We start from the raw sequence: 17,045 nt of genomic DNA, 5'->3' as shown, positions 1-17,045 counted from the left end.
CGGCACACCTACGTGGCCACCGGCTTCGGCGGCTGGGGCCTGAGCGGCGGCATCATGGCCGGCCTGCTGATCAGCGACCTCATCGAGGGCCGGAAAGTCGCATGGGCGGGCCTGTACGACCCCCGCCGACTGGGCTCCGTGGTCCGCGAAGGCGGATCGTTCCTCAAGCACCAGGCCCACGTGGCCAGGCACTTCGTCGGCGACCGGCTCCCACCCGTGACAGCCCCCGCACCCGAGGACCTCACCCCCGGAGACGGAGCCGTCATCCGGGTCGGCGGACACCAGTGCGCCGTCCACCGGGACGACAGCGGCCAGCTCCACGCCGTCTCGGCCCGCTGCACCCACCTCGGCTGCCTCGTCGCCTTCAACCGTGCGGAACAGGCATGGGAATGCCCCTGCCACGGCTCCCGCTTCGCCCCGGACGGCAGCATCCTCCAGGGCCCGGCCGTGCGGCCACTGGAGAAGCGCGAGGTCCAGTCGCCCTGAACCGGGGGGCTCCCTCGTTACGGCAGCTGTCCAGGGGTACCCGTGGGACATCACCGGCCCCGTCCGGCACTCCCGCATCCCCCACCCTGTGGAGCAGACCCGTGAAAGCCCTCGTCATCAACTGCACGCTCAAAAAATCCCCCGAGCCCTCCAACACAGAAGAACTGGCCTCACAGGTCGCTGCCCGCCTGTCCGAACTCGGCGTGCAGACGGAGTTCGTGCGCGCCGTGGATCTGGCCATCGCGCCCGGCACATCACCGAACCGACCGTGAACATCTTCGACTCCGGCATGAGCCTGTGGGACCGTGAGGTGGCTCTGCGTCTGCGCGACCACACCATGGTCCGCGACATGGCCGAACGGATCCTCGGCAACGCCGTCATGTACGTCGTGGGCTCCATCGAGAACCCCGACGTCCACCTGGGCGTCGGCAAGCTCGTCGACGTCGGCGTCCACCAGCTCATCCTCGACACACCCGTCTGGTGGGGCATCTGCCGCCTGTACAACGGCGGCCGGTTCAAGCACCACGCCCCGTTCATCGAGCGCCGCCGCGACGGCCTGTGCCTGCGCACCGGCGACTTCCTCCGCTCCCAGGGCTGGGCGATCGACGAGGAGCTGTGGGCCATCGACGGCACGGACTGCTCCCCGTGCGACGACAAGGTCCCCGACAGTCACTGACCCCGGCTACAGTCACCCCCGTCCTCACGGCTCCCCGAGGGCGGGGGCTCCCGCATCCCGACGACCAGAGGAACAGCTGTGCCCGTACCGCACGACATCGCCGCCGAGACCGAACTGTGGGACGCCTTCGCCGAGTCGGCGTTCAAGGACGACGCCGAGCCGTCATTCTGCTGGACCCAGTACGCCGGCCACGGTCCCGGCCCTGAGCTCCTCGGCGCTCCCGGGATGGTCCTGGAAGTCGGATGCGGCACCGGCCGGGCACTCGCCCACTTGGCGCAGCAGGGAGTGAAAGCGACCGGAGTCGACCTCTCGCCGAAGATGGTGCAACGCGCGAGCGAGAAGTGGGGACTGCTCGGGGCACGGATCGAGCAGGGCGAAATCCTCGACTGGCTCGCCACAGACCAGGGTCGGTACGACGCCGTGTATTCCATCTTCGGCGCGGCATGGTTCACCGACCCGTCCCGGCTGTTCCCGCTAGTGCGCGAGCACCTGGTCCCGGGGGGCGTGTTCGTGTTTTCCCAGCCGCCGGCGATCCCCGGCGCCTACGGGCCACAGGGCATGTACAAGGGCGGGTTCGCGGGGAAGGCGATGTTTACCTATCGGTACAGCTACAAGCCCGCAGTGTGGGAGCGGCACCTGCTCAGGGCCGGCTTCACGTCCGCTGAGGCGATGGTGGTGGACGCCCCGAAGGCCGGGCACATCGGCACACTCATCGTCCGAGCCCGCGCCTGACGGTCGCGTCACAGCCCCGGCCGAGCATGTCCGGCCGGGGCCTCTCTGTGTCTTGACCGCCTGCACTTCGGTTGAGCTTCGGCTGAGCTAACGATCTTCAGGCCCTGGAAAACGGCTGAGGCCCCAGCTCGAAATCCCTCCGAGCTGGGGCCTCTTCCGTAGGCCGTGTGGGACTCGAACCCACAACCAATGGATTAAAAGTCCACTGCTCTGCCAATTGAGCTAACGGCCCAGGCGATGTTGCCTCCCCGAGCATAGCCGGACGGAGCCGTGTCGCCGATCGGGTATCGGGGTCGCGGCCGCGTCATGCGGCAGAAGTGGCCCGGAGCGTCAGAGATCGACCAGTTTGGCGGTGTCCTCGTGGCGTGCTCTGTCCGGGTGGAGGAACCAGTGCCGGGCCGAGACCTGCCACCAGATCGCGGCGAAGCCGAGGACCGCAAGGACGGCCACCGGGGCGTAGTTGAAGGACTTCCAGGTGACCGGGGAGACCTGCGGGAGCATGAAGAGGACGGTGATGACACCGACCCAGGCCACCGAGATCACGCCGATCACCCCCGACCAGCGGCCCAGATGCCACGGCCCGCGTTCGAACGCGGCGCCCTTCCTGACCCGCAGCAGGGTCGGGATCACGTACGCCACGTACAGCCCGATCACCGCGATCGACGTCACGGCGGCATAGGCCGTGTAGTTGATCAGGTACGGCAGGCCCAGGGCGAGTGCGGAGAGGGCCGCGAGCCAGACCGCCGCGACGGGGGTGCGGGTGCGCGGGCTGACCGTGTGCCAGATGCGGGAGAAGGGGAGCGCGCCGTCGCGCGAGAACGCGTAGATCATGCGGCTGTTGGCCGTGACCGACGCCATTCCGCAGAAGAGCTGGGCGCCGATCACGACGAGGAGCAGCAGCTTGCCCGTGGTCGCGCCGAGCGCGTCCAGCAGGATCTGCGCCGGGGGCGCGCCGGTCGGGGACCCCAGTTCCTTGTCGTACGACTGGATGGCGAAGGTGAAGCCGAGGAGGAGGACGAAGCCGGCTATCCAGGAGGTCCAGATCGAGCGGACGATGCCCTTCGGGCCCGCTGTCGCCGCGTCGTGGGTCTCCTCCGTCATGTGCGCCGAGGCGTCGTACCCGGTGAAGGTGTACTGGGCCATCAGAAGGCCGAGCAGGACGACATACGGGCCGCTGCTCCAGCCCGTCTCGTTGACGAACTTCGTGAAGACGAAGGACGCCGACTGGTGGTGGTCGGGTACGAAGGTCAGCGCGCCGACGATGACCGCGACACCGACGACGTGCCACCACACGCTCACGCTGTTGAGCAGCGCGACGATGCGGACGCCGAAGGTGTTCAGCAGGCCGTGCAGGAGCAGGATCGCGGCGAAGAGGAGGATCGTGCGGCCCGGCGTCACCTTGAAGTCGAACTGCAGGTTCAGGTAGGCGCCCAGGAAGGACGCGGCGCCGAAGTCGATGCCCGCGGTCACCGCCACCTGGCCGAGCACGTTGAACCAGCCCGTGAACCACGCCCAGGCGGCCGCGCTGCGGGGCGGGGCCAGGCGGTGGGCCCAGAAGTAGAGGCCCGCCGAGGTGGGATAGGCGGAGCAGATCTCGGCCATGGAGAGGCCTACGAAGAGGGTCATCAGGCCCACGGCCACCCAGCCCCAGGTGATCACCGCGGGGCCGCCGGTGATCATGCCGAAGAGGTAGAGGGTGAGGCAGCCGGAGAGGACCGAGATGATCGTGAAGGAGACCGCGTAGTTCGAGAAGGCCGACATACGGCGGGCCAGGACCTGGGTGTAGCCGAGCTGGGCCAGCCGCTCCTCGTCGGAGGTCGCTTTGCCTATCGCGTCATCTGTCATGCCCCCAGCGATTCCCCCGCTGGGGGCGTGACATGCGTCACAGCGTGGCTGAAAACACTCCGGAACCCCCCGGAAACAGGCCTAGAAGAGGCCCTTGTATCCCTGCCAGCCCGTCCCGATCTTCACCCGGGCCGCGAACGACCCCTTGCCGGTACCGGTCTGCCGGTACAGATTGCCCGCGGTGTCCCGCATGACCAGGTCGTTCCTGCCGTCCCCGGTGATGTCGCCGACGCCCACGACCGCGTTGTACGAGGCGTTCCAGTGCGCGGCGACCTTCACCCGCTCCTTCACCTGGCCCGCCCCGGTGCCGTCGTAGCGCCAGAGCGTCCCCGCCTTGTCCAGCGCCAGCACGTCCCCGAAGCCGTCGCCGTTCAGATCACCGGCGCCGACGATCTTCGTGTACGTCGACCAGGTACGGATCTTGACCCCGGCCTTCAGCTTGCCGGCGCCGGCGTTCGCGAACAGGTAGACGTCCCCGGTGGCGGCCTTGCGGGCCAGCAGGTCGGTACGGCCGTCGCCGGTGAGGTCGCCGGGAGCGGTGAGGACGTTGTAGGCGTTCCAGCCGGTGCCGAGGGAGGTGTGCTTGTCGGACGGCTGGTACGAGCCGCCGCACTTGCCGGTGTACCGGCGCAGCTCCCCGTTCGGCATCCGCGTCAGCATCTCCGCGCACCGGTCGCCGTTCATGTCCCCGAAGGGCACGGCGACCGTGCCGGCCGGCCAGCCGAAGGCCGCCCACTTGCCGCTGAACTTGCCGTTGCCCGTGGTGGAGTGCAGCGTCAGACCGCCGGAGGAGCTGAGGGTGGCCAGGTCGCCGTAGCTGTACCCGCTCTGGTCGTGGAAGCCCTGTGTGCCGCCGGTGTAGCCGAACTTCCCGCTGGTCGTGTAGGTGCCCTGGCCCTCGACGGCGGTGGCGGTCAGCGTCCAGGTCTTCGGACCGTTGAGCGGATAGCCGCCCGTGTCGTTCGTCCCGTCCCAGTCGACGTCGATCGCCGTACCGCTGCCCTTGATGGTGCGGTCGGCGTGCCCGTGGGTGTCCTTCACGGTGAAGGTCCAGTTCGCGGGCTTGCTGAGCTGCCAGAGACTGCTCCAGGTGGTATTGCCCGTGGCGCCCCGGGCGTCCTCGTCCGAGTCGTCCACGTCCGACTCGATCCCCGTCAGGGACTGCGTCGGCACCCCGCTCGGCACGATCCGGATCACGTCGTCCGGGCCGACGTACGCGATGTCGCCGCCGAACTTGTCCACGGACCAGGTCAGCCGACGCTGGTCGGCGGTGTTTCCGGCGGGCAGGTCGGCGATCGCGCGCGCCGCGGCCGCCGTCCCGGTGTGGAAGTCCGTCAGCATGAGCCTGCCTGCGGTCCGGTCGTGCCGGACGAGGTAGCCGTCGCCGACGAGCGCCGGGCCGGAGGGCACCTTGATGTTCTTCTTCGCCGTACGGTCGTACACGCCCGCGGCGCCCGTCGGGCCGCAGTTCCAGTAGATCCAGCGGCCGACGACCTCGAGCTCCTTGACCGTGCAGGGAGCGCCGGTGGAGACGGTCGCGACCGTCTTCTTCGCCTCCAGGCCGTATCCGGTGACGACGCCGTTGCCGGTGCCCGGCGTCCACAGCGTCGAACCCCACACGGAGGCGGCGGTGATGGACCTGGTCAGCCGGACGTCCTCGTAGCGGTACGGGTTCACCGCGTCGACGTACTGCTTGCCGGTGGAGGACGCCTGGTAGACGTAGTAGCGGCCGGTGGCGTCGACGAAACGGCCGCCGGTGACGGTCGGCTCGGGTCCGCCGTCCATCACGTCGTCGGTCAGGTAGATCTGGGCCCTCTGCTTGCCGGTGCCGTCGTCCATGAAGTCGCCGACGTAGGTGTTGCCGAAGGTACGCATCGGCACACAGCCCAGCGCACCCTCGTCGCAGGGCACCCGCTGGACATGGCTGCCGACCGCGAACGTGCCGGCGAATCCCCGGTCCGTCTCCTCCAGCACCGTGGAGCCGTCGGCCGAGATCTGCCGGCCGATCACGTACTGGTCGCCGTTCGGCGCGTTCTCCACGGTGGTCAGAAAACCGCCCGCGTAATCGAGGCCCCAGACGCCGCTCGTCGTGATCGGCGTCGGGGTGGTGTCCGCGGCGGCCGTGCCCGCGGTGGTCAGCGAACCGGCGCCGAGGGCGGCCAGGCTGACAAGTGTGAGTGCGATCCGGGCGTGCCGGCTCAAGGAACCCCCCAGGAAGTCAAAAAAGTCAAAGGATGTTAACAACCGGCACACAGACGTCAATAGTGAATTGACCGTGAACAGAGGGCGGTTGGCGGGGGTTCCGTGGACGGGAACACGGAAGGGCCCGTACGACAGGTCGTCGTACGGGCCCTTCCTCAGCTCACTCGGTGTCAGCCGTTGCGCTTCCAGCGCGGCTTGTCGTCACGGCGGCCGAAGGAACCGGTGCCGGTACCGGTGCCGGTACCGCGGTGGTCGCGGTTGAAGGGACGGTCGCTGCCCCGGTGGCCAGACGGACGGTCGTCGCGGTGGTCGCGGTTGAAGGGGCGGTCGCTGCCCCGGTGGCCGGACGGACGGTCGTCGCGGCGGAAGCCACCACGGTCACCGCCGTCACGACGGTCGTCCCGACGGAAACCACCCGACGGACGCTCGTCACGACGCTCGAAGGAACGGCCACCACGGTCACCGTCACGACGGTCGTCACGGCGGTCGTCACGGCGGTCGTCACGGCGGAAACCACCGGAGGGACGCTCGTCACGACGGTCGAAGGAACGGGCACCGCGGTCGTCACGGCGGTCGTCGCGGCGGAAGCCGCCACGGTCACCGCCGTCACGACGGTCGTCCCGGCGGAAACCACCCGACGGACGGTCGTCACGACGCTCGAAGGAACGGCCACCACGGTCACCGTCACGGCGGTCGTCACGGCGGTCGTCCCGGCGGAAGCCACCCGACGGACGCTCGTCACGACGGTCACGGCGCTCGTAGTTGCCCCGCTCGTCGCGCTGCTGACGCGGACGCTCGTACGAGGACGACTCCTGACGGGCAGGCGCCTCGACGGCCGGCTGCTCCGCCACCTCTGCCTCGGCCTCGGCCACGGCAGCGGCCTCGGCCACCGCCGTCTCCGGGTCCTCGCCGCGCTCGCGGGCGGCACGGGCGACCAGACGGTCGGCCTCCTCGCGTAGCTCGGCCGCACGGCGGGTGGCCCGCTCCAGCTCCTTGGTGAGCTGGGTGACCTCGCGCTCGGCCTGCTGCGCCGCGTTGCCCGCGGACTCGGCCTGGACCTCGGTCATCGAACGGGCGCCGGTGATCTCGGCGACCTCGGGCTCGAAGGCCGTACCGGAGTTGATGATGTGACGGCCGGCGTCGACGCCCGCGTCCTCCATCAGCCGGAAGATCTGGCGGCGCTGGTGCGGGAGAGAGAGGGAGACGACGGTTCCCGTACGACCGGCACGCGCCGTGCGGCCCGCGCGGTGCAGGTAGTCCTTGTGGTCGCCGGCCGGGTCCACGTTCAGGACCAGGTCGATGCCGTCGACGTGGATGCCGCGGGCGGCGACGTCGGTGGCGACGAGCGCGTTGACGTAACCGTCCTTGAAGTCGGCCAGCGTCCGGGTGCGGGCGCCCTGGGTCATGCCGCCGTGCAGCGCGTCGGCCTTCACACCGGCGTCACGCAGCTGCTCGGCGATGCGGTCGGCGCCCAGCTGGGTGCGGACGAAGATGATCGTGCGGCCCTTGCGGGAGGCGATCGCGGCGGTGACCGGCGCCTTGTCCTTGGGCTTCACGATGAGGATGTGGTGGGACATCGTCGTGACGTTGCCCTGGGCGCTGTCGACCTCGTGGGTGACCGGGTCGGTCAGGTAGCGCTTGACCAGGGTGGAGATCTCGTTCTCCATCGTGGCCGAGAACAGCATGCGCTGGCCGCCGGCCGGGACCTGGTCGAGCAGCTCGGTGACCTCGGGCAGGAAGCCCAGGTCGGACATCTGGTCGGCCTCGTCGAGGACGGCGATCTGCACGTCCTCCAGGGAGCACGCGCCGCGGTTGATGATGTCGCGGAGCCGGCCGGGGGTGGCGACGAGGACGTCGACGCCGCGCTCCAGGGCGTAGATCTGGTTGCCCATCGACGTACCGCCGCAGACGACCTTCATCTTCAGGCCGAGGACGTCGCCGTACGGCTGGAGGGCGTCCGCGACCTGCATGGCCAGCTCGCGGGTCGGGGTCAGGATGATGCCCCGGGGCTTCTTCTTCTCGGTGCGGCCGCCGGACAGCGTCGCCAGCAGCGGCAGACCGAAGGAGAGGGTCTTGCCGGAGCCGGTACGGCCACGGCCGAGGATGTCCTTGCCGAGCAGGGCGTCCGGGATGGTCGCGGCCTGGATCGGGAAGGGGGTGGTCACACCGTTCTGCGCGAGCTTGCGCACGACGCCCTCGGGGAGACCGAGGTCGGCGAAGGTGACCTGGGGGGTGTCGGTGGTGGTGTCAGTGGTGGTGTCGGTGGTGTCAGCGGTCTCCTCGGAGACCTGGGTCACCAGCTCGTTGTCCTCGTTGTTCTCGGACACGACGAACTGATCAGTACTGGACACGGACATGCGAATGCGAAACCTTCCGGAGTCTCTTCGGCACGCGCCCGTCAACTCCGTGATTCGCTCACGACCGCCTCAATGCGGTCCGCCACGGCAAGGGAGAGTACGCGCCACACGGCGCGCTCTGCGGTGGCGCCGGGCAAATGGGATCAAACGATCTACCACCATACGCACCCAACACCCCTCAAGGCAAACCGCCCCCCAAACCCGCAGCTCACACCCCCCAGCCCCCATCCCCCGACCCCACCCCACCCCACCCGAGGTCACCTCCTCCGGCCCCTTCCCCCGACCCTTCCTCCGAGGCCACCTCCTCCGGCCCCTTCCCCCGACCCTTCCTCCGAGGCCACCTCCTCCGGCCCCTTCCCCTGACCCTTCCTCCGGCGCGCCCCCGGCCACTTCCCCAGCCGCCTCCCCTGGCTACTTCCCCCAGCCCCCAGCCGCTTCCTCCGCCCGCCTCCCGCGGCCACTCCCCCCAGCCGCTTCTCCCCAGCTCTTCCTCCGCCGCTCAATTCTTCGTCCGCCGCGACGGCGCTCGGCCCCCACGGCGCTCTCCGGCGGTGCCGGACCCACCGTCGCTCGTCGCGGCGAATCCACCGGTGCTCTTCATGGCGACGGCCAAACCGTCGGTCGTCGTGGCGAAGCCACCGTTGCGCTGAAGGCCGACGGCTACCTACGCCGGCGTCCCCGCCTGCGGCGCCGGCTCCCGTTGCACCAGCTGCGGCCCCGTGTCCTCGTGCGCCGACGAGGACGGCTCGGCGGACGGCGGGTCCGTGACCGGCGGCGGTGTCGGCGAATCCGGCGGTGGCGTGGGGGAGGCCGCCGGCGGCGTGGGCGAGGCCGGCGCCCCCGTCGGCCCGGCCGGCACCCCCGGCGCCACACTCTTCCCCGGCTTCACCGGCACCGTCGGCCCCGCACTCGCGTCCTTCGTCGGCTTGGCGGACGCCGACCCGGACTCCCCCGGCTTCGGCTTCCCCCCATGCCCCCGCTTCCCGTCGCCCACCGCACCGCCGTACCCCGCGCCGCCCTCACCGGCCACCCCGGAACCTCCGTCGACCCCGTCACCGTCCCGGTGCCCGGCGGAGTGCGACGGCTTGGCCTTCCCCGCGTCGTCCCCGACGTTCACACAGCCGGCGGCGGCCGCGACGGCCATCACGGTGACGGCCAGACGGACGGGTACGTACAAGGGGCGCACGGCGGCCACCTCCGGGGGCGAAGAAAGGAGTCAACCTCCCCAACTCCCGCCGCCCACAAGAGGACACGCAACCGAGGCGTCACCCGCACCGGGGACATCACCCGCACCCGAGGGCACACGCCGGACCCGCCGCCCCCGTCACCCGTACCCCAGCGCATGCAGCCGCGCGTCGTCGATGCCGAAGTGATGGGCGATCTCGTGCACCACGGTCACCTCGGTCTCCGCGACGACCTCCTCGCGCGACGTGCACATCCGCAGCGTCGGCCCGCGGTAGATGGTGATCCGGTCCGGCAGCACGCCCGCGTACCACTCCCCGCGGTCGGTCAGCGGAGTCCCCTCGTACAGCCCGAGCAGCTCGGTGTCGGACGGATCGTCGGGCTCGTCCTCGACGAACACCGCCACGTTGTCCATCAGCCGGGTCAGCTCCGGCGGGATCCGGTCGAGCGCCTCGGCGACCAGTTCCTCGAACTCCTCGCGCGTCATCTCCAGCACAGACCCATTGTCCGGTACGGAACGCCCGTGCGAGAGTCGCGGGCCCCGACATACGGGCGGCACACCGTCGCATACGCGCCCGCAATCCTGGGCATACGGCACCAATGGTCCGAGCCCGAGCCCATGCCCGCCTGCCCGACCTGGAACTCGCCCCCGACGCACACGCACCGGCCGTCTGGATCCGCGTCCTCGGCCTGATCACCGTCGTACTCGTCGGCGCCTGGCTCGGCCTGCTGGTCGTCGGGAACGTCCGGGCCCAGGTCGGCCCGATGGACACGACGATGACCCTGCGTCCGTCCCTCCAGGGCGGCACGAAGATCAACGTCTCCCCGCTGGGCGCCCTCTACCTGGACACCCACAGCGCACCCGTCCGCCTGGACGTCAACGTCGACCAACTCGACCCGGTCCGCTCCCAGGCTCTGGTCGACCACCCCGAGCGCCTCTCCGGCCTCCAGGCCGAGGTCGCCCAGGACGTCGCGCACGGCACTCTCGACCTTGCCGTACGCTCCTGCGCGGCCGTCGTCTGCGGCGCCACCGCCCTCGGCCTCGCCGTCTACCGCCGCCCGCGCCGCGCCCTGACCGCCGGCGGCCTCGCCCTCGCCCTGCTGGCCACCTCCGGCGTGACCGCGTACGCCACCTGGAACCCCAAGTCGGTCCTGGAACCGAGGTTCTCCGGCCTGCTCTCCTCCGCCCCCGCCCTGGTCGGCAACGCGCGCAGCATCGTCACCGAATTCGACGTCTACCAGAAGGAGTTGGCGCGCCTGGTGACGAATGTGACGAAGCTGTACGACGCCACCTCCACGCTCCCCGCCTACGCGCCGGACCCGACCACCCTGCGTGTCCTGCACGTCTCCGACATCCATCTCAACCCGGCGAGCTGGAAGATCATCGCCTCGCTGGTGGAGCAGTACAAGGTGAACGTGATCGTCGACTCCGGCGACACCATGGACCACGGCTCAGCGGCCGAGAACGGCTTCCTGGACCCGATCGCCGATCTGGGCGTGCCGTACGTCTGGGTCCGGGGCAACCACGACTCGGGCATCACCCAGCGCTATCTGTCCCGGATGAAGAACGTGCACGTCCTGGACGACGGCCGCGTCGAGACGATCGCCGGGCTGCGCTTCGCCGGGATCGGCGATCCCCAGTTCACGCCCGACCGCTCGGCCGTGCCGGGCGGGGACGCGGCCGAGGAACAGGCCGGGGACCGTCTGGCCACGGCCCTGCGGGAGCAGCGGGCGGCCGACACCCCGGCGGATGTGGCCATCGTCCATGAACCGATGGCCGCCCGGATGACGGACGGCGAGGTGCCCCTGGTCCTGGCGGGCCATCTCCATCACGAACAGACCGAGATCCTGCCGCACGGCACCCGCCTTCGGGTGGAGGGCTCGACCGGCGGCAGCGGTCTGCGCGCGGTCGAGGGCAAGTACCCCGACCCCATCGAGGCCTCGGTCCTCTACTTCGACCGCGGCACCCGCCGGCTCCAGGCCTGGGACGAGATCAGACTGGGCGGTCTGGGCGAGACGACGGCCGAGGTCAGCCGCCACCTCCCGGAAGACAACCAGCCGGGAGCCACCCCCTCCCCCTCGGAGAGCTCCCCCTCGGAGAGCCCGTCACCCCCAGGAGGCACGCCGGGAACACCGTCACCCTCGGGGTCGTAAACCGTTTTGGCGATACTCCCCGCCATCCCATATGCTTCTCACGTCCCCGACGCGCTGAGAAGCGCCCAGGCGGGCCGATAGCCCTCATCGTCTAGCGGCCTAGGACGCCGCCCTTTCAAGGCGGTAGCACGGGTTCGAATCCCGTTGGGGGCACGCAAGATCGTGTGCGACACTGTTGCACGCAAAGCTTGGTCCTGTGGAGCAGTTTGGAGTGCTCGCCACCCTGTCAAGGTGGAGGCCGCGGGTTCAAATCCCGTCAGGACCGCTGGGGTTTCACGTGAAACCTCGTGGCTGGGTAGCTCAGTTGGTACGAGCGATCGCCTGAAAAGCGATAGGTCGCCGGTTCGACCCCGGCCCCAGCCACAACACACAGCCCCTCCGGGATTCCGGAGGGGCTGTTTTCATGCCACACCGCCGGCACCGGCCCGGTGGACGTCCATGCCGACCTACTGGGCGATTACGACGTCTTCCCGACGGGGTGACCTGATCTCCTTGGCGGCGGGACCGCTCGGCGCTAGGTTCTGGCGGGTCGACACGTCATCAGGGTGGGGAAGATGAGCCGGGACCAGGACATACAGCTGGAGAAGGTCCGCGCGAGATACGGCCTGCTCGCCGTCGTCATCAGCAACCTCGCGATCGCCCTGGTCGCGGTCTTCGGAGTCTGGCGGCTGAGCGGCGACACGTCGGTGATCATCGGCGTGCTCTCCGCCGCCTTCACCGCCGTGAGCAGCATGACCACGGCCTACCTGGGGATCAAGGCGGTGTCCAACACGGCAAAGTCGATGGCCGCCGCCTCGGCCTCCACCACCCCCACCGCCCCACCACCTCCGGCCGCTCCCGCCACCGCGGCCCCCACCACCGCTGCCACCACCGCACCAGCTGCCACCACCGCCCCCGCCCAGCGCACCCAGTAGCCGGGGCCACGGCCGGTCCGAACCACCGGCCTCCACCCCGACCGCGGGCCCCTGCACCCCGGCCGCGACCCCGGCGACGACCCCGCTCGGGCCGCCTCCGCGGCCGCCCCGGCCGCCCGGCGGGGACGGTGGAGCCGGTAGGCCAACCCCGGCCGAACCGCCGGAGGCAAAAGCGTTCGCCATGAATTTCCCCGAGGTGAGATCCTGGACCGCGTATGTCTACGCATCCCGCCCCCGCCCTCGGCGCTCTCTCCCCCCGCCTGACCGAGCTTTCGCTGCGCGACGCGCACCGGCTCGGGCGCAGGCTGGAAGGCGCACGCAAGATCCGTAAACCGGAGGCCCGGGCCGCCGTCCTCGCGGAGATCGAGGCCGAGGTGGCCAGGGCCGAGGAACGGATGGCCGGCCGACGTGCCGTCGTGCCCGCCGTCTCGTACCCCGAGCAGCTGCCCGTCAGTCAGAAGAAGGACGAGATCGCGGAGGCGATACGCGATCACCAGGTCGTGATCGTCGCCGGTGAGACCGGGTCCGGCAAGACCACGCAGATCCCGAAGATCTGTCTGGAGCTCGGGCGGGGTGTCCGGGGAATGATCGGGCACACCCAGCCCCGCCGGATCGCCGCCCGCACCGTCGCCGAGCGGGTCGCCGAGGAGCTGCGCACGCCCCTCGGTGAGGCCGTCGGCTGGAAGGTCCGCTTCACCGACCAGGTGAACCCGGACGCCACCTTCGTCAAGCTGATGACGGACGGCATCCTGCTCGCCGAGATCCAGACCGACCGCGAGCTGCGCGCCTACGACACGATCATCATCGACGAGGCCCACGAGCGGTCCCTCAACATCGACTTCCTGCTCGGCTACCTGGCGCAGCTGCTGCCCAAGCGGCCGGACCTGAAGGTGGTCATCACCTCCGCGACGATCGACCCCGAGCGGTTCTCCCGGCACTTCGGAGACGCCCCGATCGTCGAGGTCAGCGGCCGGACGTACCCCGTGGAGGTGCGTTACCGGCCCCTCCTCGAAGAGGACGCCGAGGACGCCGACCGCGACCAGATCACCGCCATCTGCGACGCGGTCGAGGAGCTCCAGGCCGAGGGCAAGGGCGACATCCTCGTCTTCCTCTCGGGAGAACGCGAGATCCGGGACACCGCGGACGCGCTGGAGAAGAAGAACTACCCCCGCGCCGGAGGCGCTGATTGGCAGCGCACCGAGGTCCTGCCGCTCTACGCCCGGCTCTCGCACGCCGAGCAGCATCGCGTCTTCCAGCCGCACACGGGCCGCAGGATCGTTCTGGCGACCAACGTCGCCGAGACCTCGCTGACCGTCCCGGGCATCAAGTACGTCATCGACCCCGGCTTCGCCCGGATCTCCCGCTACAGCCACCGCACCAAGGTGCAGCGACTGCCCATCGAGCCGATCAGCCAGGCCAGCGCCAACCAGCGCAAGGGCCGCTGCGGCCGTACCAGCGACGGTGTCTGCATCCGGCTGTACGACGAGGACGACTTCCTCGCCCGCCCGGAGTTCACCGACGCCGAGATCCTCCGGACCAACCTCGCCTCCGTCATCCTGCAGATGACCGCGGCCGGCCTCGGCGAGATCGAGAAGTTCCCCTTCATCGACCCGCCGGACCACCGCAACATCCGCGACGGCGTGCAGCTGCTCCAGGAGCTGGGCGCGATCGACCCGGCCGAGAAGGACACCCGCAAGCGGCTCACCGACACCGGCCGCAAGCTCGCCCAGCTGCCGGTCGACCCGCGCCTCGCGCGCATGGTCCTGGAGGCCGACAAGAACGGCTGTGTCCGCGAGGTCATGGTCATCGCCGCCGCGCTCTCCATCCAGGACCCGCGCGAACGCCCGTCCGACAAGCAGACCCAGGCCGACCAGCAGCACGCCCGCTTCCGCGACGAGACCAGCGACTTCCTCGCCTTCCTCAACCTGTGGAAGTACGTCCGCGAGCAGCAGCGCGAACGCGGATCGTCCTCCTTCCGGCGCATGTGCAAGCAGGAGTTCCTGAACTTCCTGCGCATCCGGGAGTGGCAGGACATCTACACCCAGCTGCGCACGGTCGCCAAGCAGATGGGCATCCACCTCAACGAGGAGGACGCCCCCGGCGACCGCGTCCATGTCTCGCTGCTCGCCGGTCTGCTGTCCCACATCGGCATGAAGGACGTGAAGGACGGCGCGAAGAACGAGTACCTCGGCGCCCGCAGCGCCAAGTTCGCGATCTTCCCCGGCTCGGCGCTCTTCAAAAAGACTCCCCGGTTTGTGATGTCGGCCGAGCTGGTGGAGACCTCGCGCCTGTGGGCCCGGGTCAACGCCAAGATCGAGCCGGAGTGGGTCGAACCGCTCGCCGAGCATCTCCTGAAGCGGACGTACAGCGAACCGCACTGGGAGAAGGACCAGGCGGCCGTGCTGGCGTTCGAGAAGGTCACGCTGTACGGCGTGCCGATCGTCGCCCAGCGGAAGGTCAACTACGGCCGGATCGACCCGGAGACCAGCCGCGAGCTCTTCATTCGCAACGCACTGGTCGAGGGCGACTGGCGGACCCACCACAAGTTCTTCGCCGACAACCGAAGACTCCTCAGCGAGGTCGAGGAGCTGGAGCACCGGGCCCGGCGCCGGGACATCGTCGTGGACGACGACACGCTCTTCGACTTCTACGACCGGCGGGTGCCCGAACACGTCGTCTCCGGCGCCCACTTCGACTCCTGGTGGAAGCACAAGCGGCACGAGCAGCCGGAGTTCCTCGACTTCGAACGCGAGATGCTCATCCGGGAGTCGGCGGAGGCGGTCACCAAAACCGACTATCCGGATTCCTGGCGGCAGGGGCAGCTCAAGTTCCGGGTGACGTACCAGTTCGAGCCGGGTGCGGACGCCGACGGTGTGACCCTGCACATCCCGCTCCAGGTCCTCAACCAGGTCAGGGACGAGGGCTTCGACTGGCAGATCCCGGGCCTCAGGGAAGAGGTCGTCACGGAGCTGATCCGGTCCCTGCCCAAGCCGATCCGCCGCAACTACGTCCCGGCACCGAACTTCGCCAAGCGCTTCCTGGACACGGCGGTCCCTGTACAGGAATCCCTGACCACGACCATGGCCCGCGAGCTGAAGCGGATGGTCGGGGTGCCCTTCGAGGCCGAGGACTTCGACTGGGCGAAGGTCCCGGACCATCTGAAGATCACCTTCCGGATCGTCGACGAACGGCGCCGGAAGCTGGCCGAGGACAAGGACCTGGAGGCGCTGAAGCTCCGGCTGAAGCCGAAGGCCCGTCAGGCCATCTCACAGGCAGCCGCGGCCACCGCGGAGCGCGAGGGCGGCGAGTCACTGGAGCGCAAGGGGCTCACGGACTGGACGATCGGCGCGCTCACGCGCGTCTTCGAGACCCGGCGGGCCGGCCAGCCGGTGAAGGCGTACCCGGCGCTCGTCGACGACGGTGACACGGTCTCGGTCCGCCTCTTCGACACCGAGGAGGAGCAGGCCGAGGCGATGTGGAAGGGCACGCGCAGGCTGATCCTCCGCAACATCCCGGTCAACCCCGCGAAGTTCGCCTCGGACAAGCTCACCAACGCGCAGAAGCTGGCGCTGTCCGCCAACCCGCACGGCACGATCCAGGCCCTGTTCGACGACTGTGCGATGGCGGCGGCGGACAAGCTGATCGGCGACTTCGGGGGGCCGGCATGGGACGAGGAGTCGTACCGGAAGCTGTACGACAAGGTGCGCGCGGAGATCGTCGACACGACGGTCCGTACGGTCGGGCAGGTGCAGCAGGTGCTGGCCGCCTGGCAGGCCTGTGAGCGCCGTCTGAAGGCCGTACGGAGCCCTGCGCTGCTGGCAAACCTGACAGACGTCCGCAAGCAGCTGGACGCCCTGGTCAAGCCGGGCTTCGTGACGTGGGCCGGTATACGACGGCTTCCCGACCTCATGCGCTATCTGGTGGCCGCCGACCGGCGCCTCCAGCAGATGCCGACCAACGTCCAGCGGGACACCACCCGGATGGAGAAGGTCCACGAGATGCAGGACGAGTACGCCTGGCTCCTGGAGCAGCTGCCCAAGGGACGGCCGGTGCCGCAGCAGGTGCTGGACATCCGCTGGATGCTGGAGGAGCTCAGGGTCAGCTACTTCGCGCACGCGCTGGGCACGGCGTATCCGATCTCCGACAAGCGGATCGTGAAGGCGATCGACTCGGCACTTCCGTAACCGACCGGGCACGCTGCGTGAGTTCGACCAGGGCCCTCCCCCTCCTGTACAGTCCTTCTCGCAGCACAGCGCAGACAAAGTGCCGCAAAACCTGGTCCTGTGGAGCAGTTTGGAGTGCTCGCCACCCTGTCAAGGTGGAGGCCGCGGGTTCAAATCCCGTCAGGACCGCATATAACGCCGAGGCCCGCACCCCCTAGGGGATGCGGGCCTCTCGCGCATCCCCCCGCCAGGACGGGGGCCGCGCCCGCGGCGCAGCCGCGATCGGATGCAGCAAATCCCGTCAGGACCGCATATAACGCCGAGGCCCGCACCC

Annotated in this window: 11 protein-coding genes and 5 tRNA genes; 10 read left to right on the top strand and 6 right to left on the bottom strand. The window is 69.6% G+C overall.

The window, feature by feature from the left end; all coding sequences use genetic code 11:
* The 3 genes from AB0D59_RS02690 to AB0D59_RS02680 form a co-directional block, all read left to right on the top strand.
* Nucleotides 1–486, top strand: a 486-nt coding sequence (locus AB0D59_RS02690) for a Rieske 2Fe-2S domain-containing protein (RefSeq protein ID WP_362559800.1), incomplete at its 5' end; no start/stop codon positions are given.
* A gap of 49 nt (nucleotides 487–535) precedes the next feature.
* Nucleotides 536–1,162, top strand: coding sequence for a hypothetical protein (locus AB0D59_RS02685; protein ID WP_362559863.1), 627 nt, complete (start codon nucleotides 536–538; stop codon nucleotides 1,160–1,162).
* A gap of 78 nt (nucleotides 1,163–1,240) precedes the next feature.
* Nucleotides 1,241–1,894 carry a class I SAM-dependent methyltransferase gene (locus tag AB0D59_RS02680; protein ID WP_362559798.1) on the top strand — a complete coding sequence of 218 codons (654 nt, stop codon included), beginning with the start codon at nucleotides 1,241–1,243 and terminating at the stop codon, nucleotides 1,892–1,894.
* Nucleotides 1,895–2,053: 159 nt separating this feature from the next.
* Here AB0D59_RS02680 and AB0D59_RS02675 read toward each other — a convergent pair.
* The 6 genes from AB0D59_RS02675 to AB0D59_RS02650 form a co-directional block, all read right to left on the bottom strand.
* A tRNA-Lys gene (locus tag AB0D59_RS02675) sits at nucleotides 2,054–2,126 on the bottom strand.
* Between the two features lie 98 nt (nucleotides 2,127–2,224).
* Nucleotides 2,225–3,739 (bottom strand): amino acid permease, encoded by a 1,515-nt coding sequence (locus AB0D59_RS02670; protein ID WP_362559796.1) that lies wholly within the window; start codon nucleotides 3,737–3,739, stop codon nucleotides 2,225–2,227.
* Nucleotides 3,740–3,820: 81 nt separating this feature from the next.
* Nucleotides 3,821–5,941 (bottom strand): VCBS repeat-containing protein, encoded by a 2,121-nt coding sequence (locus tag AB0D59_RS02665; RefSeq protein ID WP_362559794.1) that lies wholly within the window; start codon nucleotides 5,939–5,941, stop codon nucleotides 3,821–3,823.
* Between the two features lie 170 nt (nucleotides 5,942–6,111).
* Nucleotides 6,112–8,298 carry a DEAD/DEAH box helicase gene (locus AB0D59_RS02660; RefSeq protein WP_362559791.1) on the bottom strand — a complete coding sequence of 729 codons (2,187 nt, stop codon included), beginning with the start codon at nucleotides 8,296–8,298 and terminating at the stop codon, nucleotides 6,112–6,114.
* Between the two features lie 664 nt (nucleotides 8,299–8,962).
* Nucleotides 8,963–9,484: a hypothetical protein gene (locus tag AB0D59_RS02655; protein WP_362559789.1), complete on the bottom strand. Its 522-nt coding sequence runs from the start codon at nucleotides 9,482–9,484 to the stop codon at nucleotides 8,963–8,965.
* A 138-nt stretch (nucleotides 9,485–9,622) separates the two neighbouring features.
* Nucleotides 9,623–9,976, bottom strand: a complete 354-nt coding sequence (locus AB0D59_RS02650) for a metallopeptidase family protein (RefSeq protein WP_362559786.1) — start codon at nucleotides 9,974–9,976, stop codon at nucleotides 9,623–9,625.
* Between the two features lie 104 nt (nucleotides 9,977–10,080).
* Between AB0D59_RS02650 and AB0D59_RS02645 the strand changes: the two genes are divergently transcribed.
* The 7 genes from AB0D59_RS02645 (at nucleotide 10,081) to AB0D59_RS02615 (ending at nucleotide 16,900) form a co-directional block, all read left to right on the top strand.
* A complete protein-coding gene (locus AB0D59_RS02645; RefSeq protein ID WP_362559785.1) occupies nucleotides 10,081–11,634 on the top strand; it encodes a metallophosphoesterase in 1,554 nt (517 codons plus the stop codon).
* 80 nt (nucleotides 11,635–11,714) lie between these two features.
* Nucleotides 11,715–11,787, top strand: a tRNA-Glu gene (locus tag AB0D59_RS02640).
* A 37-nt stretch (nucleotides 11,788–11,824) separates the two neighbouring features.
* Nucleotides 11,825–11,899: transfer RNA gene (locus AB0D59_RS02635), tRNA-Asp, on the top strand.
* Nucleotides 11,900–11,923: 24 nt separating this feature from the next.
* A tRNA-Phe gene (locus tag AB0D59_RS02630) sits at nucleotides 11,924–11,997 on the top strand.
* 191 nt (nucleotides 11,998–12,188) lie between these two features.
* Nucleotides 12,189–12,548 carry a hypothetical protein gene (locus tag AB0D59_RS02625; protein ID WP_362559782.1) on the top strand — a complete coding sequence of 120 codons (360 nt, stop codon included), beginning with the start codon at nucleotides 12,189–12,191 and terminating at the stop codon, nucleotides 12,546–12,548.
* 215 nt (nucleotides 12,549–12,763) lie between these two features.
* On the top strand, nucleotides 12,764–16,732 hold the full coding sequence (hrpA, locus tag AB0D59_RS02620; RefSeq protein ID WP_362559780.1) for an ATP-dependent RNA helicase HrpA: 3,969 nt from the start codon (nucleotides 12,764–12,766) through the stop codon (nucleotides 16,730–16,732).
* A gap of 93 nt (nucleotides 16,733–16,825) precedes the next feature.
* Nucleotides 16,826–16,900, top strand: a tRNA-Asp gene (locus AB0D59_RS02615).
* Nucleotides 16,901–17,045 lie beyond the last annotated feature (145 nt).

It is taken from the genome of Streptomyces sp. NPDC048417, assembly GCF_040651615.1.
Lineage (GTDB): Bacteria > Actinomycetota > Actinomycetes > Streptomycetales > Streptomycetaceae > Streptomyces.
The sequence above is the reverse complement of the archived record's forward strand: the minus strand, read 5'-3'. Positions and strand labels throughout refer to the sequence as shown.